The organism is Salinispora cortesiana (assembly GCF_000484695.1).
Taxonomy (GTDB): domain Bacteria; phylum Actinomycetota; class Actinomycetes; order Mycobacteriales; family Micromonosporaceae; genus Micromonospora; species Micromonospora cortesiana.
In genome coordinates this window covers 1-20,315 of the sequence record NZ_AXVR01000016.1, presented here as the reverse complement: position 1 = coordinate 20,315, position 20,315 = coordinate 1, and the positions used below count along the sequence as shown (strand labels likewise).

20 protein-coding genes are annotated in these 20,315 nt (G+C 70.7%); 8 read left to right on the top strand and 12 right to left on the bottom strand.

Annotated features, from left to right (window positions below):
• Nucleotides 1–204 precede the first annotated feature (204 nt).
• Together K228_RS0109925 and K228_RS0109920 are read left to right on the top strand one after the other, a co-directional pair.
• On the top strand, nucleotides 205–753 hold the full coding sequence (locus K228_RS0109925; protein WP_025618308.1) for a TetR/AcrR family transcriptional regulator: 549 nt from the start codon (nucleotides 205–207) through the stop codon (nucleotides 751–753).
• A 31-nt stretch (nucleotides 754–784) separates the two neighbouring features.
• Entirely contained in the window at nucleotides 785–2,992 is a 2,208-nt protein-coding gene (locus K228_RS0109920; RefSeq protein WP_025618307.1) for an MMPL family transporter, read from the top strand.
• Between the two features lie 107 nt (nucleotides 2,993–3,099).
• Here K228_RS0109920 and K228_RS0109915 read toward each other — a convergent pair whose 3' ends face one another.
• Complete coding sequence (locus K228_RS0109915; protein ID WP_025618306.1) at nucleotides 3,100–4,356, bottom strand: erythromycin esterase family protein; 1,257 nt, start codon at nucleotides 4,354–4,356, stop codon at nucleotides 3,100–3,102.
• A gap of 71 nt (nucleotides 4,357–4,427) precedes the next feature.
• Here K228_RS0109915 and K228_RS0109910 point away from each other — a divergent pair, with 71 nt between their 5' ends.
• Entirely contained in the window at nucleotides 4,428–4,616 is a 189-nt protein-coding gene (locus K228_RS0109910) for a DUF2795 domain-containing protein (protein WP_025618305.1), read from the top strand.
• On the opposite strand, the gene erm is transcribed toward K228_RS0109910, so the two are convergent.
• Nucleotides 4,613–5,407 (bottom strand): ErmE/ErmH/ErmO/ErmR family 23S rRNA (adenine(2058)-N(6))-methyltransferase, encoded by a 795-nt coding sequence (gene erm / locus K228_RS0109905; RefSeq protein ID WP_025618304.1) that lies wholly within the window; start codon nucleotides 5,405–5,407, stop codon nucleotides 4,613–4,615. The genes K228_RS0109910 and erm overlap by 4 nt on opposite strands.
• Nucleotides 5,408–5,740: 333 nt before the next feature.
• Complete coding sequence (locus tag K228_RS0109895; protein WP_025618303.1) at nucleotides 5,741–6,646, bottom strand: Gfo/Idh/MocA family protein; 906 nt, start codon at nucleotides 6,644–6,646, stop codon at nucleotides 5,741–5,743.
• A 105-nt stretch (nucleotides 6,647–6,751) separates the two neighbouring features.
• On the opposite strand from K228_RS0109895, the gene K228_RS0109890 reads away from it, so the two are divergent.
• Together K228_RS0109890 and K228_RS0109885 are read left to right on the top strand one after the other, a co-directional pair.
• Nucleotides 6,752–7,168, top strand: a complete 417-nt coding sequence (locus K228_RS0109890; RefSeq protein WP_025618302.1) for a hypothetical protein — start codon at nucleotides 6,752–6,754, stop codon at nucleotides 7,166–7,168.
• Nucleotides 7,161–7,667, top strand: a complete 507-nt coding sequence (locus tag K228_RS0109885) for a hypothetical protein (RefSeq protein WP_025618301.1) — start codon at nucleotides 7,161–7,163, stop codon at nucleotides 7,665–7,667. The genes K228_RS0109890 and K228_RS0109885 overlap by 8 nt, the downstream gene beginning before the upstream one ends.
• On the opposite strand, the gene fabG is transcribed toward K228_RS0109885, so the two are convergent.
• Together fabG and K228_RS0109875 are read right to left on the bottom strand one after the other, a co-directional pair.
• On the bottom strand, nucleotides 7,640–8,395 hold the full coding sequence (fabG, locus tag K228_RS0109880; protein ID WP_025618300.1) for a 3-oxoacyl-ACP reductase FabG: 756 nt from the start codon (nucleotides 8,393–8,395) through the stop codon (nucleotides 7,640–7,642). The genes K228_RS0109885 and fabG overlap by 28 nt on opposite strands.
• A gap of 151 nt (nucleotides 8,396–8,546) precedes the next feature.
• The gene (locus K228_RS0109875; protein ID WP_025618299.1) at nucleotides 8,547–9,971 is read right to left on the bottom strand and encodes a carbohydrate-binding protein; all 1,425 of its coding nucleotides are present in this window, start codon (nucleotides 9,969–9,971) and stop codon (nucleotides 8,547–8,549) included.
• Nucleotides 9,972–10,110: 139 nt separating this feature from the next.
• Here K228_RS0109875 and K228_RS0109870 point away from each other — a divergent pair, with 139 nt between their 5' ends.
• From K228_RS0109870 to rocD, 3 genes are all read left to right on the top strand, one after another.
• Nucleotides 10,111–11,481 (top strand): FAD-dependent oxidoreductase, encoded by a 1,371-nt coding sequence (locus K228_RS0109870; RefSeq protein WP_025618298.1) that lies wholly within the window; start codon nucleotides 10,111–10,113, stop codon nucleotides 11,479–11,481.
• Between the two features lie 248 nt (nucleotides 11,482–11,729).
• On the top strand, nucleotides 11,730–12,539 hold the full coding sequence (ddaH, locus tag K228_RS0109865) for a dimethylargininase (protein ID WP_025618297.1): 810 nt from the start codon (nucleotides 11,730–11,732) through the stop codon (nucleotides 12,537–12,539).
• On the top strand, nucleotides 12,540–13,754 hold the full coding sequence (gene rocD, locus K228_RS0109860; protein WP_025618296.1) for an ornithine--oxo-acid transaminase: 1,215 nt from the start codon (nucleotides 12,540–12,542) through the stop codon (nucleotides 13,752–13,754).
• 57 nt (nucleotides 13,755–13,811) lie between these two features.
• Here the strand turns inward: rocD and K228_RS0109855 are convergent, their stop codons facing one another.
• The 7 genes from K228_RS0109855 to K228_RS25475 form a co-directional block, all read right to left on the bottom strand.
• Nucleotides 13,812–14,963: an FHA domain-containing protein gene (locus K228_RS0109855; protein WP_025618295.1), complete on the bottom strand. Its 1,152-nt coding sequence runs from the start codon at nucleotides 14,961–14,963 to the stop codon at nucleotides 13,812–13,814.
• A gap of 139 nt (nucleotides 14,964–15,102) precedes the next feature.
• Nucleotides 15,103–16,146 (bottom strand): fatty acid desaturase family protein, encoded by a 1,044-nt coding sequence (locus tag K228_RS0109850; protein ID WP_025618294.1) that lies wholly within the window; start codon nucleotides 16,144–16,146, stop codon nucleotides 15,103–15,105.
• 178 nt (nucleotides 16,147–16,324) lie between these two features.
• On the bottom strand, nucleotides 16,325–16,642 hold the full coding sequence (cutA, locus tag K228_RS0109845) for a divalent-cation tolerance protein CutA (RefSeq protein ID WP_025618293.1): 318 nt from the start codon (nucleotides 16,640–16,642) through the stop codon (nucleotides 16,325–16,327).
• Between the two features lie 9 nt (nucleotides 16,643–16,651).
• On the bottom strand, nucleotides 16,652–17,668 hold the full coding sequence (locus tag K228_RS0109840; protein WP_025618292.1) for a 1-acyl-sn-glycerol-3-phosphate acyltransferase: 1,017 nt from the start codon (nucleotides 17,666–17,668) through the stop codon (nucleotides 16,652–16,654).
• The gene (locus K228_RS0109835) at nucleotides 17,668–18,498 is read right to left on the bottom strand and encodes a patatin-like phospholipase family protein (protein WP_025618291.1); all 831 of its coding nucleotides are present in this window, start codon (nucleotides 18,496–18,498) and stop codon (nucleotides 17,668–17,670) included. Before K228_RS0109835 ends, K228_RS0109840 begins: the two co-directional genes overlap by 1 nt.
• A gap of 83 nt (nucleotides 18,499–18,581) precedes the next feature.
• Entirely contained in the window at nucleotides 18,582–19,688 is a 1,107-nt protein-coding gene (locus K228_RS0109830) for a glycosyltransferase family 4 protein (RefSeq protein ID WP_025618290.1), read from the bottom strand.
• A gap of 337 nt (nucleotides 19,689–20,025) precedes the next feature.
• On the bottom strand, nucleotides 20,026–20,315 hold a 290-nt coding region (locus tag K228_RS25475), incomplete at its 5' end, for a transposase (RefSeq protein ID WP_025618289.1).

Sequence of the window (20,315 nt, the reverse complement as noted above, 5' to 3'; positions counted from 1 at the left end):
CAGCGGTCAACACGCCCGGCCGTCGACGCGAGCATGGCGGCCAGCCCCTCGGCCCGGAACCGGCAGCCACCGCCAGAGCATCGCCCGAAGTTCCTCCGACACGGCCAAACGGACCCACCTGCATGTGGCGAACGCCACTGGTTTGCCCATCAGTCGGCATCTGACCGATCGGTCAGGCATGCTGTTCGAGGAGGTGGGACCGACATGACACGGGCAGCGCCCGAGCGGCACGACGATATTCTCGCGGCGGCGGGGCGACGGTTTGCGCAATCCGGCTACCGGGGCACGTCGTTGCAGGACATCGCGGCAGACGTGGGCTGTTCGAAGGCGGCGGTGCTCTACCACTTCGCCGACAAGAAGGCCATTCTTGCCGAATTGGTAGCCAGGCCGATCGATCAGCTACGGGAACTTGACGAGCGCATCGCCGCCACGAGCAGCCCGGCGGAGGCGCAACGGGTCGCGGCCGAGGGCTACGTCGACCTGGCCGTCCAGTTCCGCCGCGAGACCGCGTTCCTCCGCGGTGAGTTCCCCGGTCTGTTCCAACAACCCCCCTTCAGCCACCTACAACACATCCCGGATCGGCTCGTCCGTGCCTTTGCCGGACATTCCGACCGCCCGGCTGCCCGGGTCTCGGCGCTGGTGATCCTCGCCGGCATCGCCGAGACGTGCGGGGAATTCATCGATCTCCCCGAGGCGGAACTACGTCCGGCGCTACTCGCGCTGGTCCGCCGGGCACTCGAACCGGTCAACTGACCCAACCAATAACGACGGAGGACACCGACCCATGTCGACCCTGCTCTACCGGCTCGGCCGTGGTGCGATGCGCAGACGACGCCTCGTCGCCACGATCTGGCTCGTCGTGCTCGTCGGTCTCGGCCTGGCTGCCCTGACCCTGCGCGGCCCGACGGCGAGCGACTTCAGCATGCCCGGCACCGAGTCGCAGCAGGCGAAGGACCTGCTCGATGAGCAGTTCTCCGCGGCCAGCGGCGCCACCGGCACGATCGCGCTCAAAGCTCCACAGCCGGGCCTGCTCGGCACGCCAGAGGGCCAGGCGGTGGCGACCGAGGTCACCCAGGAGGCCGCGACGCTGCCCGGTGTGATCGGCGCGGTGGACCCACTCACGGCGCAGGCGATCAGCCCCGACGGCCAGTACGGGCTGATCCAGGTCCAGTTCGCCGAGGGCGCGGACAAGGTCACCAACGAAGAGCGGGAGGCGTACGAACAGGTCGGCGCCGCGGCCAAGGCGGAGGGCTGGCAGGTAGCCCCCGGCGGCGAGGTGCTCAACGCCGAGCCGCAGGCCGGCTCCTCGGAGGCGATCGGCGTCGCCGTCGCGGCAATCGTCCTGGTCGTCACCTTCGGCTCGCTGGTAGCGGCGGGAATGACCATGCTGAACGCGCTGATCGGGGTCGGCGTCGGCATGGCCGGTCTCTACGCGCTCAGCGGCACGGTCGAGTTGACCAGCACCGCGCCGATCCTCGCCCTGATGCTCGGTCTCGCGGTCGGCATCGACTACTCGCTCTTCATCACCTCCCGCTACCGGCAGAACCTGCTCGAGGGGCTACCGCCGGACGAGGCGGTCGGCCGGGCGGTCGGCACCGCCGGCTCGGCTGTGCTCTTCGCCGGCGCCACCGTGGTCATCGCGCTCTCCGGTCTGGCGGTGGTGAACATCCCGTTCCTGACCGTGATGGGTCTGGCCGCCGCCGGAACGATCGTCATCGCCGTGCTGGTCGCCCTCACCCTGCAGCCCGCGCTGCTCGGCTTCGCCGGGCGGCGGGTGCTCCGCCGTAAGCAACGACACCAGTACCGGGCCAACCCGATCGAGCCGGGAACCGATGCACCCGAGCCGACCGCGCCGGCCGAGGACCGCTCCACGTTCGGCTTCCGCTGGGCTCGGTTGGCCATCCGGTTCCGGGTGCCGGTGATCCTGGTCGCCCTGCTCGGGCTCGGCGCGCTCGCGCTGCCCACCTCCGACATGCGGCTGGCCCTCCCGGACCAGGGGACCGCGCCGGTCGGCTCGCCGGCCCGGGTCTCCAACGACCTGATCAGTGAGGGCTTCGGGCCGGGCTTCACCGGTCGGCTGGCGATCGTGGTGGCCGGGGACAGCCCGGAGGCGACGGCGGCAGCCGTACCCCAGGTCGCGGCCCTGGTCCAGGACACCGACAACGTCCTGGCCGTGACGCCACCGCAGCTGAGTCCGGACGGGCGGACCGCCCTACTCGGCGTGATCCCGGAGACCGGGCCCACCGACCCGGCGACCGAGCAGGTGGTGGACGACATCCGCGGCTCGGTCGGTGGCATCCAGGGCGCTGACGTGTTCCTCACCGGCGTGACCGCGATCGGCATCGACGTCTCGGAGAAGCTCGCCGACGCCCTGCCGATCTATCTGCTCCTGGTGGTCGGGCTGTCGATCGTGCTGCTGATGCTGGTGTTCCGCTCGCTGCTGGTGCCGGTGAAGGCCGCGCTGGGCTTCCTGCTCACCGTGGCGGCCACCTTCGGGCTCACCGTCGCGGTCTTCCAGCAGGGCCACCTCGCCGAACTGGTCGGTCTGGACACGCCAGGGCCGCTGATCAGCTTCCTGCCGATCCTGCTCATCGGTATCCTCTTCGGCCTGGCGATGGACTACGAGGTCTTCCTCGTCTCCCGGATGCGGGAGGACTTCGTCCACGGTGACACCGCCCGGCAGGCCACCATCAACGGGATGGGGCACGGTGCCCGGGTGGTCACCGCGGCCGCGCTCATCATGATCTCCGTCTTCGGTGGCTTCATCTTCATGGAAGACCCGGTGATCAAGTCGATGGGCTTCGCGCTGGCGGTCGGCGTCGCCATCGATGCGTTCGTGGTCCGGATGACGATCGTGCCGGCGGTCATGTCCCTGCTCGGCGACGCCGGTTGGTGGCTGCCGCGCTGGCTGAACCGGGTCCTGCCCAACGTGGATGTGGAGGGTGAGGGACTGCGCAACCACCTGGCGGAGCAGGAGCCCGCCCGCACCTGAGGTCAGTGCGGGGCCCCTTGCCCGGGGTAGGACGCGCCGGGCAAGGGGCCCCTCCTGTGCGGCCCCGGATCGGGGCCCTCCCCGCTACCCGTCGGCGTACGTCCCCGCTACACCCCGGCCGGGTACGTCTCCAGCTCACCGCCGGTGCCCCGAGCGGGGAGCGGGTCCAGGGCGGTCGCCTCGTCGCACCAGACGAACCCGTCGTACCGCTCCCCCAGTCGCGTCGGCTGATAGTTACCCCAGGACTCGAACGAGGGGTTGTAGACCACCCCGATCGCCCGGTGCTCCAGCGGCTCGGTCACCCAGCCGGGCTGGTCGCCGCCGCCGAAGATCAGCACTGCCTGTTCCGGTAGCAGTTCGTGTAGCCGCCACTCCACCGACCCCTCCCGGGCCGGCGGAACGTTCATCTTCTCGGCCGGCGAGCCCCAGTGCGGCGCGGCGACCACCGTGCCCCGATGGCTGCCGAAGCCGACCAGGACGACCTCGGACCGGCCGTGCCGGTCCCGGGCCAACTGGCCGAGGCTCACCATGCCGTCCGCGACCATGTCGGTTGCTCGCGCGTCCCCGACGTGGGTGTTGTGGGCCCACACCACCCCCCGCGCCCCCGGTCCGTAGCGCTCCAGCAGCCGGTCCAGGGTGTCAGCCATGTGGTTGTCCCGGACGTTCCACGACTCCGGGCCACCGCCGACCATGGCCCGGTAGTACCGCTCCGCACCGGAGACGACCTCCGCGTTCTGCCAGGCCGAGAAGGCGTCCGCACCGTCGGTCGCCGCGTGTTCCCGAATCCGCGCCAGCAGGCAGACCACCTCGTCCTCACAGCGCGCGGAGACGAACCGGCTTGCGGTGCCGTACTCCTCGATCCGCCGGCCGTACGGCTCGAAGCACCGGTAGGCGTCCTGCGCGGCGTCCAATGTCCCGGGCGCCTCCTCCCCCAGGTAGTCGAAGATGGCCTGCATCGACTCCCACAGGCTGTAGACGTCCAACCCGTGGAAACCGACCCGTTCCGGCTCGGGCCGTTGCCCGTTCCACTCCCGCAGCCAGTGGCAGAAGCGGGCCACCTCCGCGTTCGCCCACATCCAGGTGGGCCACCGCTCGAACCGTTCGAGGGCGGCCTGCGGTTCGACGGCGGCGTCGGGGGCGGCCGTGACCGAGCGATGCACCCGGTCGCAGTCCGGCCAGTCCCCCTCCACCGCGACGAACGAGAAGCCCCCCTCGGTGATCAATCGCCGGGTCAGCTCCCCGCGTAGCCGGTAGTAGTCATGGCTGCCGTGGGTCGCCTCCCCGAGCATCACGATCCGGGCGTCCCGGGCGCGCTCCAACAACGGATCAAAATCACTCGGAGCGCCGAGCGGCTGCACCAGCATGCTGGGCGGCTACCCTGCCCGCCGGGTGGGCAAACCCGGTGTGCCGGCGCGCGGAGCGGGTACCCGGGCGCATGACCGTCTCCGGCGCGCAGTTGCAGGACTACATCGCCGTCCTCGACTACCCCGTCTCCCGCGAGGACCTGGTCCGCTGGGGCCAGGAGAACGGGATGAGCACGGAGCTGTTGCAGGTGCTGCGGCTACTGCCAGAGGAGAGCTTCAACTCCCCGGCCGAGCTGTCCGCGGCGCTGAACATGCGCTAGGGCCACAGCAGCCGGAACAGCACCAGCCACTGCTCCGGCCAGACCTGACCGACCGGGGTCGCCGGATCAAGTCGGGTCGCGCGCAGCGCCGCCGCCAGCCGTGCCCGCGGGTGGCGGCGAGCCAGCGACGCCGCGAGCGAGCCGCCGGTGCCGTCGAAGCCCAACTCCACCATCCGGCGGTACGCGGGCAGCGCCACCACCGGCAACAGCGGCTCCCGGCGGCGCTCGACGCGAAGGATGCCGGCATCCACCCGCGGTATCGGCCGGAACGCCGTCCGGGGCACCCGCCCGGCCAGCCGCCAGCTGAACTCCGGCCAGCTGCGCACGGTCAACCGCGTCCACCGCCCGTAGTCACCACTGCGCTTGCGGGCGTACTCGAGTTGGGTGAGCAGGGTGGCCGCGCCCAGGCCCGGAGCGGCCAGACACCATCGGACCACGGCGGAGGTCAGCGACCAGGGAATGTTGCCGACCACGTCGAACGGTGCCCGCGGCGGCGGGGCGGTCAGGAAGTCGGCCTGCCGACAGGTCACAGTGGGCAGGTCCGCGCAGCTTCGGACCAGTTCGGCAGCGGCGACCGGGTCTACCTCGTAGGCGACGAGGCGATGGCTGCGGGCGGCGAGCAGCCGGGTCAGCCGGCCACGCCCGGCACCCACCTCCAGCAGGAGGCGGTCCGGGTCGGGCCGGGCCGCCCGGGTCAGCCGGTTGACCGCGGCCGGGTCAACGAGAAAGTTCTGGGAAAGTACGCGACGGGACCGGTCGCGTTCGGTTGCTCGGGTACGGCGGGGCGCCATGGATCGTCGTCCTGTCTGTCGCCCGCTGGCGACACTGGACAGGCAGCCGGAATCGGGGCCTGTCCGGGTGGATCGGGACTCGGACGGCCCTCGGCGCTGGCGCGCGGTTAGGTCAGGCGCGGCGGGCGCCGGCCGAGGCCGGACGCCGACCGCGCGGGCGGACCACCAACATCGGCCCGTGGGCAGCCGGCACGGCGGCCCACTCGGTCAGGGGGTACACGAACATGGTCCGGACTGTAGTCGCCCCGGTCACCCCCGCTCGACCGATTTTCGCCATACCGACGTCGGTACGGTCTTTCGCCGTACCGACGTCGGTCAGGACGTGCTGGGCGGCTACGCGGGCACCTCAACGGTGCGGGCCTCGGCGCGGGCCGTCTCCGCAGCCGCCAGGATGGCCACCACATCACGGCCGAACCGGACGTCGAGGCGGTGATCTCGGGTCCCCGAGTCGACCTCCGCCAGGAGCTGGTCGATCGCCGTCTCGAACGCCCCCGCCAGGGTGTCGTTGCCGTCGGGAGCGGTCACGACGCCGCTCTCGCCATAGAAGACGATGTCCCGGCGGGCCACTGAACTGGGAGCGTCCAGGGTGAGCGACAGTCTGCTCGTGGCGCCGTTGTCGTGGTTGAGCAGCAGGTGCACCAGACCCCGGGGGCCGTCCATCGCCGCGACCCGGGTGACTCGCCCCATGACCGGCAGGATCAGTGACAGCGCGTGCGGACCAATGTCCCAGAGCCCGCCGTGCTCACGCCGCCAGGTAGAGCCCACGTACAGGCTGCCGGGCTGGAAGATCGAGGTGAAGAGGGTCGCCTCGGCGTGTTGCCAGCCGCCATCGGCGGCGGTGGCGGCGAGAAAGGTGGTGACGTTCTGGTGATAGCGCTGGGTGAAGAAGACCAGCGACGCCACGTTGGCAGCCCGGGCCGTGGCGACCAGACGGTCGGCGTCGGCGAGGGTCAACGCGAGCGGCTTGTCGAGCAGCAGGTGCCGTCCCGCCGCGGCGGCCCTGGTCGCCAACTCGACCTGCACATCTGGTGGCAGGGCGATCGCCACGGCATCGCACGCCTCAATCAACGCGTCGGCGTCGGCAAACGCCGGCACGCCGTACCGCTTGGCGAGCGCAGCGGCCTTGGCCGGATCCCGCCCCCAGACACCGACCAACTCGGCACGGGGATGGGCGGCCAGGCCCGCTCCGTGCGTCTCGCCCGCCCAGTGCCCGGTACCGAACAACCCGAACCGCACCACGAACCTCCAACCAGTCGGCACCGCGACCCACCGCAGTGTCGCAGACAACGCTATCCGGCGGGGTCAGGACGCCACCGGCAGGTGTACTACCCGGATTAGTAGAGTGTGCCGGTGACCGAAGCGAGCGCGACCACCAGCGCTGCTGGCGACCTTCCAGTCGACGGGGTCCTCGCCGCCGTCCCGATCGCGCTCTCCCTCCTCGTCGCGGGTTGGGCCCTCGTGGCGACGCTGCGGCATCGCGCCCCGGACCGGGCGCAGTTCGCCGGCCTGGCCGTGCTGGAAGCGGCGCTGCTCGTGCTCACCGTTCTCACCCTGATCGCCCTCGGCGGCGGCCAGCGGCCGGACGAACCGGGATCCTTCTTCGGCTACCTGGCCACCCTGGTCTGCCTACCCCCGCTGGCCTGGGTGCTGGCCCGAATGGAGCCCACCCGCTGGGGGTCGGCCATCGTCTGCACGATCTGCCTGGTCACCCCGGTGGTTCTGGTCCGACTCCAGCAGACCTGGACGGTGCTCGGTGGCTGACCCGCAACCCGCCGAGCGCCCCCAACCCGTCGACCGGACCCGGACCAATTCCGGCCCCGGCCGCCTCCTGATCGCGGTCTACCTGCTCTTCGCCATCGCCGCCACCAGCCGGGCCGGCCTCCAGATCGCCACCCGGTTCGAGGCGGCGCCGATGGCGTACCTCCTCTCCGCCTTCGCCGCGGCGGTCTACATCGTGGCGGCGGTGGGGCTGGGCCGGGCCGGTCGCACCGGCCGCCTGATCGCGCTGGCTTGCTGCACGGTCGAGTTGGTCGGGGTAGTGGGTGTCGGTGCGGTCAGCCAGGCCCGGCCGGAGTGGTTCCCGGACGAGACGGTCTGGTCCGGCTTCGGCAGTGGGTACGGCTACATCCCGCTGGTGCTGCCGGTGCTCGGTCTGCTCTGGCTCTGGCGGACCCGCCACGACCTCGACCTGGCTGTGACCAGCCGGCCGAGGCCGTCGCGGGTCGAGTCGGATCAGTCCTTCGGTCCGCCAGCGACGTAGAGTACCTGCCCGGAGACGAACGACGCGCCCGCACTGGCCAGGAACGAGATGGTGTGCGCGATGTCCTCCGGGCGGCCCACCCGGCGGACCGGGATCTCCGCCGCAGCGTGTTTCTGCAGCGCCTCGAAGTCGACCTTCATTCGGGTGGCGGTCGCCGCGGTCATGTCGGTGACGATGAAGCCCGGAGCGACCGCGTTGACCGTCACCCCGAACGGGCCCAACTCGATCGCGAGGGTCTTCGTGAAGCCCTGCAGACCGGCCTTGGCCGCGGCGTAGTTCGCCTGTCCCCGGTTGCCGAGCGCGGAGATGCTGGAGAGGTTGACGATCCGGCCCCACTGCTGCTCGACCATGTGCTGCTGGGTGGCCTGACTGAACAGGAAGGCACCCCGCAGGTGCACGCCCAGCACCGTGTCCCAGTCGGCATCGGACATCTTGAACAGCAGATTGTCCCGCAGCACACCGGCGTTGTTCACCAGAACGGTGGGCGCACCGAGCTCGGCGGCGACCCGCTCGACGGCCGCCGCCACCTGGGCTCGGTCCGACACGTCCGCGCCGACACCGAGCGCCCGCCCACCCGCGTCGGCGATGGCGGCGACGGTCGCACTGGTCGCGGACTCATCGATGTCCACCACTGCCACGGCCAACCCATCGGCGGCCAACCGTCGGGCGGTGGCCGCCCCGATGCCCCGCGCCGCGCCGGTCACGATCGCGACCCGCTGCTCCGACATGCTACCTCCCAGTAACCTCGATCGATCGAAGGAGCTTAACCCATTCGGGTCAACTCGCTGGCCGATGCGGAAGCGGTGCTACCGACGGGGAGGAGCAGCCGAGCGGCCCTGGTGTACGCCGACGGGAAGCCGACCAGGGCCGCTCGCGCCGCTAACGGCGGAAGGTGAACCAGTTGACGTTGACGAAATCGTTCGGCTGGCCGCTGGTGAAGGTCAGGTAGACCGTGTGGCGACCGGTGGGGCCGGCGACGTTGCCGGGCACCGAACGCCAGCTCTGCCAGCCGCCGGTGCTGCCGATCGCGAAGCTGCCGATCGGTGGGCTGGTCGGGCTGTCCAGGCGTACCTCGACCAACCCACTCACCCCACTGCCGGCGCCGGAGGCGACCCGAGCGACGAAGTCCCGTGGTGCGGTGGCGCCGAACTCGACGTTGTCGTAGCGGGCCCAGTCACCGTTGCGTAGGTAGCCGATGTTCTCTCCGCCCTCGGTGGCGTCCTCCACCTGAACGCCGTATTGACCGTCGAACGACTCGGCCTCGATCGTCGCGTACGCGTCCCGCGCCTCACCCGGCGGTGGGGTGGTCGGCGGGGCGGTGGTCGGCGGGGCGGTGCCGGCGCCCCGGCTGTAGACCGCGACGTAGTCAACGAGCATCGGCCGGCCCGGCACCGTCGCGGCGGTCGGAGTGGTTCCCCCGGCGACACCATTCGGGAAGGCACCACCCATCGCCACGTTGAGCAGCAGGAAGTAGCCGTCGTGGCTGGTCATCTGCGACCAGGCCGGCTCACCGACCCGGGTCTGCGTCACCGTGTGGTACTGCTCGCCGTCGACGTACCAGCGCAGCTCCTGCGGGCTGACCGAGGCGTCCCACTCGAACCGGTAGGTGTGGAACGCCGACTGACAGGTGGCTCCCGGGCAGGTTCGGGAGGCACCGATGCCGTTGAACTCGTCGCACGGCCCGCCCGGCGCGAAGCCGCAGTGCAGCACGCCCCACACCGAGTTGATCCCGTTGACGTTCTCCATCACGTCGAACTCGCCGACACTCGGCCAGTTCTGGTAGTTACCCCGGTACGGCGACCCGAGCGCCCAGAACGCCGGCCAGTAGCCGGCCGCCGGAGCCCCGGTCACATTCGGCACCTGGAGCCGGCCCTCGATCGCGAGGACACCTCCGGCCGGCGGCTTGAAGTCGGTCCGTACGGTCTCGATCCGGGCCGAGGTCCACCCACCGCCCGAGTCCCGCAGGGGGGTGATCCGTAGGTTGCCCGCACCATCGTGACTGAGGTTGGCGGTGCTGTTGGTGTAGGTCTGGATCTCACCGGTGCCCCAGTTGGGTGGGCCGCCGGGGTAGCTGGTGCCGAGGTCGATGATCCAGTTGGCTGAGGAGGGCAGGGTGCCGGCCGCGCCGTCGAAGTCGTCGCTCCAGACCAGACTCCAGCCAGGGGCGGGCGTGGGTACGGCGGCGTTCGCGGTGACCGCGACACCGCCCAGGACGGTGGTGGTGAGGGCAGTGAACAGCGCCAACGCCAGTCGCTTCCGGCGTCTCGCGGGCAGGGCGGCAGGCGCCCCGGGTCGGGTGTGCATGAACGTGCCTCTCTGGGGGACGGGTCGAGAGAGCGCTCTCTCCGTGTTGTACGTGCCCACCACGCAGTTGTCAATGTCGATCTCCCTCACCTCCGCACAGCGCCCCCGGGCGCGGGTCGATCCGTGACAGGATGAGCTGGTGGCAGAACGGTTGATCGTCATCGGCGGCGATGCCGCCGGGATGGCGGCGGCATCCCAGGCCCGCCGCCGCCGCAGCCCGGACGACCTGGAGATCATCGCCTTCGAGCGGGGCCGGTTCACGTCCTACTCGGCGTGCGGCATCCCGTACTGGATCAGCGGCCTGGTGCCGCAACGCGACCAGCTGATCGCCCGCGATCCGACGACCTTCCGCGAGCGGTTCGACATCGGGGTCCGGCTACGCCACGAGGTCACCGCGGTCGACCTCGACCGGCGCGAAGTAGTCGCCCGGGACCTGGCCAACGGTGGCGAGGTCCGCGAGCGATTCGACACCCTGGTCTACGCCACCGGCGCCCACCCGCTGCGGCCCGCCTGGGCGCGCACCGGGGTGGAGGGCGTCTTCGGCGTGCAGACCCTCGACGACGGCGCCGCCCTCCGGGAGTGGCTGGACACTGATCCGCGCCCCCGCCAGGCGGTCGTGGTCGGCGGGGGCTACATCGGAGTCGAGATGGCCGAGGCGCTGATCCAGCGCGGGCTGGCGGTCACCCTGGTCGAGAAGGCCAGTCAACCGATGTCGACCGTAGACCCGGACATGGCCAAGCTGGTCAACGAGGCCATGCACGGAGTGGGGGTGCAGATCCGCACCGACCTGGAGGTGACCGGCCTACAGGAGCGAGACGGGCGGGTCTGCGCGGTGCTCACCTCCGACGGGCCGATCCCCGCCGACCTGGTCGTCCTCGGCCTCGGTGTCCGCCCCAACGTCGCGCTCGCCGAGGCCGCGGGGCTGCCGATCGGGCCCAGCGGGGCGCTACGGGTGGACCGGCGCATGCGGGTACCCGGAGTTGACGACGTGTGGGCCGCCGGTGACTGCGTGGAGTGCCTGCACCGGGTCAGCGGAATGCCCGTACACATCCCGCTGGGCACGCACGCCAACAAGCAGGGCCGGGTCGCCGGCGTCAACATCGGTGGCGGGTACGCGACCTTCCCCGGGGTGATCGGCACCGCGGTGATCAAGGTCTGCGACCTGGAGGTCGGCCGCACCGGGCTCCGGGAGCAGGACGCCGCGGCGGCGGGTTTCGAGTTCGTCTCGGTGATCACGGAGTCCACCAACCGCGCCGGCTACTTCCCCGGCTCCCGCCCGATGACCGTCAAGCTCATCGCCGAACGGCCCACCGGTCGGCTCCTCGGCGCCCAGATCGTGGGCTGGTCGGAGGCGGCGAAGCGGATCGACGCCCTGGCCGTGGCGCTCTGGAACGGCATGACGGTGGATGACATGACCGCCCTCGACCTCGGGTACGCCCCGCCGTACTCCCCGGTCTGGGATCCGGTGCTGATCGCCGCGCGTAAGGCCGTCGACGCCCTCGGGCGGTGACGCGGGCCCACCTCCCCGTCCGGGCCGAAGCAGCGGGGGACTCCCTCGGGAGAGCACCTACACTCCCCCGCTGCAGAGCACCTGCAATGAAACGCTGCAAAAGAGCCGTCAAACGCAATGATCCGACGACCAAAGCAACTTCCGACGGTGGATCCTGCTGACCTGCCCCACATACCGTGGAGCAACGGCGCCAGCCCGCGGGCCACGGTGGCCGGGGCGCGCCCAACCCTGGGAGCAGGACAATGCCGATGGACGCCACCCGCCAGCGCTTCCTCATGTGCCGGCCGACATACTTCGCTGTCGACTACGCCATCAATCCGTGGATGGACCCGACCGCGCCGGTCGACGTCGACCTGGCGATCCGGCAGTGGGAGCAGCTACGCCAGACCTACCGGGAGCTCGGCCACACCGTCGAGGAGATCACCCCGCTGCCGGGCCTACCCGACATGGTCTTCGCCGCGAACGGCGGCACGGTCCTCGGCGACCGGGCCATGGCGGTGCAATTCCGGGACCCGCAGCGCGCCGACGAGGCACCCGCCTACCGCGCCTGGTTCGAAGCCGCCGGCCTCGAGGTGCACGACCCGAAGCACGTCAATGAGGGAGAAGGCGACATCCTGCTCGCCGGTGGCCACCTCCTCGCCGGCACCGGATTCCGGACCGCGCACCCCGCCCATGCGCAGTTGCAGGAGGTCTTCGGCTACCCGGTCCTCACCATGCAGCTGGTGGACCCCCGCTTCTACCACCTGGACACCGCGCTGACCGTGCTGGACGAGCGCACCGTCGCGTACCTCCCCGAGGCCTTCTCCCCCGGCAGCCAGGCGGTGCTGCGCCGGCTCTTCCCGGACGCCGTACTCGCCAGCATGGCCGACGCCGCGGTCCTGGGCCTCAACGCGGTCAGCGACGGCCAGCACGTCGTCCTGCCGGAGCAGGCCACCGGCTTGGCGGCGCAGCTGCGGGAACGGGGCTACCAGACGATCGGGATCGACCTGTCCGAGCTGCGTAAGGCCGGCGGAGGTCCGAAGTGCTGCACGTTGCGACTCCAGCAGGGAGGCGAATAGATGATCAAAGACGAGGTACGGACGCCCGCGGCCGTACGTGATGCGCAACGGTGGACAGCACACAACTACCACCCGCTGCCGGTGGTCATCTCCTCGGCCGAGGGCGCCTGGGTGACCGACGTGGACGGCCGCCGCTACCTGGACTGCCTGGCCGGCTACTCGGCACTCAATTTCGGGCACCGCCACCCGAAGCTGGTCGAGGCCGCCCACACCCAACTGGACCGACTCACCCTGACCAGCCGCGCCTTCATCCACGACCAGTTCGCCGACTTCTGTCGGGAGTTGTCCCAGCTCTGCGGCAAGGAGCTGGTGCTGCCGATGAACACCGGGGCCGAGGCCGTCGAGACCGGCATCAAGGTGGCCCGCAAGTGGGGCTACCAGGTCAAGGGAGTCGCGGCGGAGCAGGCGAACATTGTGGTGGCCGAGGGCAACTTCCACGGTCGCACCACCACTATCGTCAGCTTCTCCACCGACGAGGACGCTCGCGCCGACTTCGGGCCGTACACGCCGGGTTTCCGCCTCGTCGCCTATGGCGACCTGGCGGGGCTGACCGCCGCCATCGACGAGAACACCGTCGCGGTGCTGCTCGAGCCGATCCAGGGCGAGCAGGGGGTCATCGTGCCCCCGGCTGGCTACCTGCCGGGCGTACGGCGGGTCTGCACGGACCGGGACGTGCTCCTGATCGCCGACGAGATCCAGTCCGGCCTCGGCCGCACCGGCACCACGTTCGCCTGCGAACACGAAGATGTCGTGCCGGACATGTACCTGCTCGGCAAGGCTCTCGGCGGTGGCATCGTGCCGGTCTCGGCCGTCGCGGCGGATGCCCGCGTGCTCGGCGTACTCCAACCGGGCCAGCACGGCTCCACCTTCGGCGGGAACCCCCTGGCCGCCGCGGTCGCCACCGAGGTGGTCCGGCTCCTGGCTACCGGCGAGTTCCAGCGCCGCTCCACCGAGCTCGGCGCCCGGTTGCACGCCGGGCTTCAGGCCCTGGTCGGCAAGGGCCTGCTCGCGGTCCGGGGCCGTGGGCTCTGGGCCGGCCTGGACATCGACCCGGCCCTGATGACCGGGCGGGAGGCGAGCGAACGGCTGATGAGCCGCGGTGTCCTCGCCAAGGACACCCACGGCTCCACCATCCGGCTGGCCCCACCCCTGGTCATCACCGAGGAAGAGATCGACTACGCGGTGGCGCAGCTCGCTGCGATTCTCGCCGAATAGCCCTCGTATCGCGGCAGGGGTGCCGGGCCGGGTGAGCCGGCGCCCCTGCCGGGCCGGTCAACGCGGCAGGCGCATCGCCATCGTCGGCGCCTCGGCCATCACCGAGGCCGGGGTGTACGGCGCGCCAGCCGGCAGTTCGTCCGGGCGCCCGACCTGCACGCCCGGGTACAGCTCCACCATGTACCCCTCGGCCAGCACCCGAGACTGCTGCGGTGCCAGCGGGACTCGCTCCGCCTCAACCATCGAGCCGTTCGGCCGGATCCCCGAGCCGTTGGTGCTCACGTCGGTGACGATGATCTCGCCAACGCGCAGCTCCAGTCGCAGGTGGCTGCGGCTGATCCACCGGCGGGCCTCGTCGTTGAGCCACTGACCGAGGACGATCCCGTCGTCGGCCTCCGGAGCACGCCCGACCAGCACGGGTTCGGAGTCGGTGAGCACGAACCGGCGTCGGATCAGGCCACCGACCCGGACCGCCAACACCGCCGACCGCGGACGCGGACCCGCGTCGCTGAGCCGAACGCCGTGCCGGGGGCAGGTCGGCACTCCGCCGCGCAGGCTGGGCGGCGGCTGCGTCACCGGGCTGCGATCGCTGACCGCGGCCAGATCGGCGAAGGCTCCACCCCCACCGCCCTGGCCGAAGAGCGCGCACGGGGACTCGGGGCACCGCCAGTGCCGCGCCAACAGCTTGTTGCCGGCCACCGAGCGGTCCCCGGCGGAGAGGGTGCCCCCGCCGCCGACGTGCGCGACGAAGGTCGGCCCACTCTGGGCGGGCACCGGGGCCACCACCCGGCCGGGCTGGTCGGCCACCCAGGGGTAGCGTCCCCGCAACCCGTCGAACCGGGCGCGGCTCAGCACCGGAAGCCCGAGCAGGTCGGCGACCTCCAGCATCCGACCACCGGGATTGTCGAGCACCTCCACCAAGCCGTCGTCGGCCCAGCGCCGCACCACCATCCGCTCGTTCGAGGTCAGATCGGCGTCGGAGAGCACGCCCCGATGCACCACCGCGTAGACCGGGACGCTGTCCTCCTCCAGGTGACGCGACAGGGCGTCAATCACCATGCCGAGGCGGAGCAGACTGGCCGGTCGGCCGCCGTCAATATTCTGGTACCGGATCACCTCGGCCAGGTCGAGCACCGCGCGGGTCAGCCAGGGGTCGGTGGATACCCGGCCCTCAATGGCGTCCAGCACCTTACTGATCTCGAATCTCATCGGATCTCCCCCACGAAGGTCACCCTCCGCCCGGTGCACACGTCTGCCATGAGCAGACCCTACCGGCACCGCGGGCCCGGAGCTGACCAGCGGGTGTCGGCGCCACCTCGCCACCGAGACCCGCTACTCAGCTACTCACTCAACGTAGTGGCTGGCCAACCGCATACAGGTGCGCGAGCGCTTGCCGGTACGACTCCACCAGCCCCACCTCGACGTACGGGACACCCCGCTGCGCGCAGTAGGCCTGGACGATCGGTCGGGCTCGGCGCAGATTGTCGCGCGGCATGCTCGGGAAGAGGTGGTGCTCGATCTGCTGGTTCAACCCACCCAACGCGACATCGACAAACCAACCACCTCGCACGTTGCGCGACGTGATTACCTGCTTACGCAGGAAGTCCAGCTGGTCGACGGCGGTCGGCATCGGCATGCCCTTGTGATTCGGGGCGAACGAACACCCCATGTACAGCCCCCACAGCCCCTGGTGAACAACCGCGAAGACCAACGCCTTTCCCGGTGCCATCACCAGCAGCAGGCCACCAACGTAGAGGACGGTGTGTGCGACGAGCAGGAACGCCTCGGCACCCCGGTGCCGCATCGGCGTCTGGAACCGCCCATCCGGTCCCCGCCCAGCGATGGCTCGTAGGCTCGACAGGTGCAGGTTCAGCCCTTCCAGCAGCAGCATCGGAAAGAAGAGGAACGCCTGCCGGCGAGCCAGCCATCGAGCGAACCCTCGGGTCGCCCGGGCCTGCTCCACCGACCAGACCAACGCCCCCGCCCCCACGTCCGGGTCCTCGTCGGCGTGATTGGGGTTGGCGTGGTGCCGGTTGTGCTTCTCCACCCACCACCCGTAGCTGAGCCCGACCGCCAGGTTCCCGGCGAGCAGGCCGACCAGTTCGCTGGGCCCCCGCCGCCGGAACATCTGCCGGTGCCCGGCATCGTGACCGAGGAAGGCCACCTGGGTGCTGGCCACCGCCATCAGCGCCGCGACCGCCACCTGCCCCCAGGCGTCGCCGACGAGAATGACCAGCGCCCAGACCGCGCCGAAGAACGCGGCGGTTGCCGCGATCCGAACCGCGTACCAGCCGGGACGGCGCTCCAGGAGCCCCGCCGCCCGAATCCGCCGGGACAACTCGGCGTAGTCACTGCCCCGTACCGGCGGATCCGCCACCAGCTGCCGCGTCATCGCCCACCCCCTCCTCGACTCCGGTCGCGCCGGTCAGCTCGACCATCGCCACCGAGTCTGCCGAGGACGGTTGCGCCGAGTAAGCCGGTACGCCCCCCAACTGGAGGTGGGAATACGCCCCCGGCTGGAGGTGGTGGTACGCCCCCGGCTGGAGGTGGGGTACGCCCTACCGGGCGGGTTACGGATGGGTCTGCTCGTGGATCCAGGCGGCGTAGTCGGGGTTACTCTCCACCCGGTTGACCAGGATCTCCGGGACGTCGTACGGGTAGTTGGCCCGAATCTGCCCGACCAACGCACCGACTCGGTCCGGGGCGGTCTTGAACTGCACGGACCATTCGGAATTGGTCTCGACACGCTGTTGCCACCAGTACGTGCTGTCCACCTGGCCACCCACCTGCGCGCAGGCCGCCAGGTGGGCGGCCACCGCCGCGTCCGCGAGCCCCCCGGCGACCGAGCGCTCGTCCACCACCGTCGTCACCACACAGATCTCTTCCACCCAGTCACCCTACGTGGCCCCGTTCTGATGCTTGGCGATCCACGCGTCCATCCGCCCCCACCAGTCGAAGAGCCAGTCGATGCGCGCCTGCGCACCGACCGGCACCTCCTCCGGGGGCACAGACCAGAAGCGCATCACGATCCGTTTGTCCATCGGAAGTTCCCGCCACACGTCGGCGATGGTCACCATCCGGTCCAGGCCGGTGTGGGCGACGAAGATGACGCCGGCGTCGGGGGCGGCGTCCAAAGCGGCCAGCAGCCCGCCCGGCTGCGGGGCAAGCACGTGGCGCATCCGTTCGGCCCGCGACGCCATCAACTCGTGGCCCAGTTCCCGCAACCGGGCGATCGCCCGCAGGCGACGCTTCGGCGTGAAGTTACCGCCCTCGGGAAAGAGCACGAAGGCACTGTCATCGTCCAGGCCGGTGGCGAGTTGCCCGATCTGCTCGGGCAATGCCGCGCGGCCGTCTGGTCCGGGCGCGAGAAAGCGGTTCGGTAGCCGGTTGAGCAGCACGTCAACCGCCGGATCCCACTGCAGGGTGTGCTTGAGCACGATCCGCGGCTCCCGACAGAACCAGTTGACCAGAGCATGGATCAGAATGAACGAGTCACCCGGGCCGGCATGCCGACACAACACCAGCTCCGGCCGTCCGGCCAGGGCCGTGTCCGGATCGGCGCCGGCCACCTCAATGGAGAGCCGCAGGGTCCACCGGGCCTGCCAGAACAGCACCCGCAGGAACCAGCCGGCGAGCCGGTAGTGCGCCTGTTCGAACGCCGGGGACCGGACCCGCCAGCCGAACCCGGAGGCGACCCAGAGCACGAAGAGCGCGATCAGCGCTACCGCGTCCCACACCAGATAGACGAGACCGATCCAGAGCAGTCGCAGTGGACGCAGCCGGCCCGGCACGAACGGCGAGGCGGCCAGGGCGAGCAGGGCCCACACCGGCACGGTCGTCACCACGGTGACCGCCAGCACAACCACACCCGGAGCCAGGAGCAGCCGGCGCAGCCACCGGGGTGGTAGGCGCATCAGCGGTCCAGCTGGGCCAGGTAGTGCCGCGTGGCCGTGTAGGCCCGGCTGATCCGCCGCCCCACCGCCGCCCGGTCGCGGTACGCCCACGGCGAGTCCTCCCGAGGCTGGATGCCTCCGGTCGGCAGCACGTGCACCTGGACCCCGTCGGGCACGGCGGCCAACTCGCGGGCGAACCGATGCCGGCGGGCGATCTCGAATGCCACCTGGGCAATCTCCCAGGGGCGCCGCGGTGGACTGAGCTCGCGTTCGATTCGCCCCACCTGAAGCACGAAGATCCGGGTGGCTCCAGCCGCCACCGCCTCGCCGATCGGGATCGAGTTGACCACACCCCCGTCGATGTAGTGCTGGCCATCGATCTGGGCCGGGGGGAGAAGACCCGGCACAGCGGCGCTGGCGAGGACAGCCGGCACCACCGGCCCGGTGTCAAACCAGTGCTCGGCGGCCCGCTCGATGTTCGCCGCGCAGCAGCGAAAGGGCACCCGCAGGTCCGCGAAGGTGGTGTCGGCGCCGAGTTCCCGCTCCAACAGCTTGCGCAGTGGCCGCGTCGAGTGCAGATGGGTACGCGCGGCGAACCGGCGTAACTGCCGGGCCACCGAGTCGCCGTACACCTCGCTCGCCTCGGGGGAGGCCCAGAGGCGGACCAGCCGGTCGGTGACCGCAGTGGACGGATCGGCGGCCACCAGCACCCCGTTGACCGCACCAATCGATGTGCCGAACACCAGGTCGGGCCGGATGTCGGCGCGGAACAGAGCGCGCAGCATGCCGACCTCGACCGCACCGAGGACGCCGCCGCCACCGAGCACGAACGCCACCGGACCCTCAGCCATAGCTGCCATCCTGGCATGGCTCCGCAGCCCGCCCGGCGGCCCGTCACCCGCCTCCCCCGCGCGGACTGATCCGGCCGCCCCCCTCAGCGGAACGTGATGGGGGCGGGCTCGCGCGCGGGGACCACCGCCGAGACGAACCGCTGCAGCACCGCCTCGTAGCCGTCAACCAGCCGAGGGGTGGAGAAGTTCTCCGCCACGTGCGCGACGCAGACCGCCGGGTCCAGTCCGCCCGCCACCCGCAGCGCCCCCGGCAACTCGTCCCCGCTCTCGCAGATCAGACCGGTGCGGCCCGGCACGATCAACTCCGGTACGGCACCTCGACGTAGCGCCACCACCGGGGTCCCGGTGGCCATCGCCTCCAGCATGACGACGCCGAACGGCTCCTCCCACTGGATCGGCAGCACCAGACAGCGGGCGTCGAGGAGCAGGCGGAACGAGTCCCGTCGGTCGGCGTCGAGGATGACGGTGACATCGTCGCCCAACATCGGCCGGACCACCTCGTCGAAGTAGCGACGTTCGGCCGGCTCGTTGCACTTGCCGGCGAGGATCAGTGGCAGGCCAGCCGCCCGGCAGGCACGGATGGCGAGATCGGGTCCCTTGTCCGGACTGAACCGGGCCAGCCAGAGCACCGGCCCCCGGCCCGGCTGCGACTTGTGCGGGATGTCTTCGATGTCCAGCCCGTTGTGCACCGTGCCGACCCAGGGCAGCCGCAGGTTGAGTCGCCGTTGGGCGTGGGAGATGGCCACCAGACCGACACCCCGGTCGATCTCCCCGAGGACCGTGCCATACTCCCCGACCGGGTTGCCGTGCACGGTCGCAACGGTGGGCACAGACCGACGTCCGGCCAACAGCGGTCCGATCGTGGTGTGGTCGTGGACCACGTCGAAGCGCTCCGGCGTGATGCGCTGATTCACCTGAACGAGGTGGGCCAACTCGGGCAGCGCCTCACCCATCCGGTGAAACTTCAGCTCCGCGTCGGTCGAGACGTAACGGGCGGCGGTCCCGGTCTGCTCACCCGCACCGAAGAGGGTCACCGGATGGCCCCGGGCGATCAGCCCGTCAACCAGAGCGGCGACGACGTGCTCCAGGCCGCCGTAGCCGGCTGGCGGCACCGACAGCCACGGCGGGACCACCATCGCGATCCGGAGTGGCCGTCCGGCCACGCTGCCGTCCCCGCGGTTGCGCGCCACGAGTCCCCCCTCCGGCCCCTGGTGGGCATGGGCACCGCCATGCCCACCCCAGCACGGCACGGCTGCCAGTCGGGGGCGGATTCCCGGTTGCCACCCGAGTAAACCGGACAAGACGGACATGCGCCTCCGCTGCCCGGCCGGTCCTGGTTCACCCCGACAGCGCCTGGAGAGCCGGGTTGACGGTGGTTCACCCGCCCAGGGGTGAACCACCGTCACCAAGGACGCGGCGGGTGGTGGAGCCAACCCCCTTGGCTCCACCACCCGCCGCAGGAGGGAGGAGGAAAGTCCCGATCGCAGTGACGCCCTGGCGGGCATCACTTCTTAGAGGACGTCTGATTCACGTATTTTGTGTGTGTTGTGGTTGTAGTGGTTCTCGCCAGGTTGGGGTGGTTTCGGCGGTGAGGCGTTTGGCGAGGTTGTCGATCATGGCGAGGGTGATCATGCTGGCGGAGTTGTCGGGTCGTGCTTCATAGTCGCGGACGAGTCGGCGGTGGTGCATGAGCCAGCCGATGGTGCGTTCGACGACCCATCGCCGTTTGACCACGCTGAAGCCTTTGGCCTGGGGGTCTTTGGTGACGGTCTCGACGTCGACGCCGAGTGCGGCGCCGTGTTCGACGACGCGGTTTT

Bases quoted from the DNA above. Each gene is read 5' to 3' on its own strand.
- K228_RS0109925 (WP_025618308.1), top strand. From the start codon at position 205: ATGACACGGGCAGCGCCCGAGCGGCACGACGATATTCTCGCGGCGGCG.
- K228_RS0109920 (WP_025618307.1), top strand. From the start codon at position 785: ATGTCGACCCTGCTCTACCGGCTCGGCCGTGGTGCGATGCGCAGACGA.
- K228_RS0109915 (WP_025618306.1), bottom strand. From the start codon at position 4,356: ATGCTGGTGCAGCCGCTCGGCGCTCCGAGTGATTTTGATCCGTTGTTG.
- K228_RS0109910 (WP_025618305.1), top strand. From the start codon at position 4,428: ATGACCGTCTCCGGCGCGCAGTTGCAGGACTACATCGCCGTCCTCGAC.
- erm (WP_025618304.1), bottom strand. From the start codon at position 5,407: ATGGCGCCCCGCCGTACCCGAGCAACCGAACGCGACCGGTCCCGTCGC.
- fabG (WP_025618300.1), bottom strand. From the start codon at position 8,395: ATGTCGGAGCAGCGGGTCGCGATCGTGACCGGCGCGGCGCGGGGCATC.
- K228_RS0109875 (WP_025618299.1), bottom strand. From the start codon at position 9,971: ATGCACACCCGACCCGGGGCGCCTGCCGCCCTGCCCGCGAGACGCCGG.
- ddaH (WP_025618297.1), top strand. From the start codon at position 11,730: ATGGACGCCACCCGCCAGCGCTTCCTCATGTGCCGGCCGACATACTTC.
- rocD (WP_025618296.1), top strand. From the start codon at position 12,540: ATGATCAAAGACGAGGTACGGACGCCCGCGGCCGTACGTGATGCGCAA.
- K228_RS0109855 (WP_025618295.1), bottom strand. From the start codon at position 14,963: ATGAGATTCGAGATCAGTAAGGTGCTGGACGCCATTGAGGGCCGGGTA.
- K228_RS0109850 (WP_025618294.1), bottom strand. From the start codon at position 16,146: ATGACGCGGCAGCTGGTGGCGGATCCGCCGGTACGGGGCAGTGACTAC.
- K228_RS0109840 (WP_025618292.1), bottom strand. From the start codon at position 17,668: ATGCGCCTACCACCCCGGTGGCTGCGCCGGCTGCTCCTGGCTCCGGGT.
- K228_RS0109835 (WP_025618291.1), bottom strand. From the start codon at position 18,498: ATGGCTGAGGGTCCGGTGGCGTTCGTGCTCGGTGGCGGCGGCGTCCTC.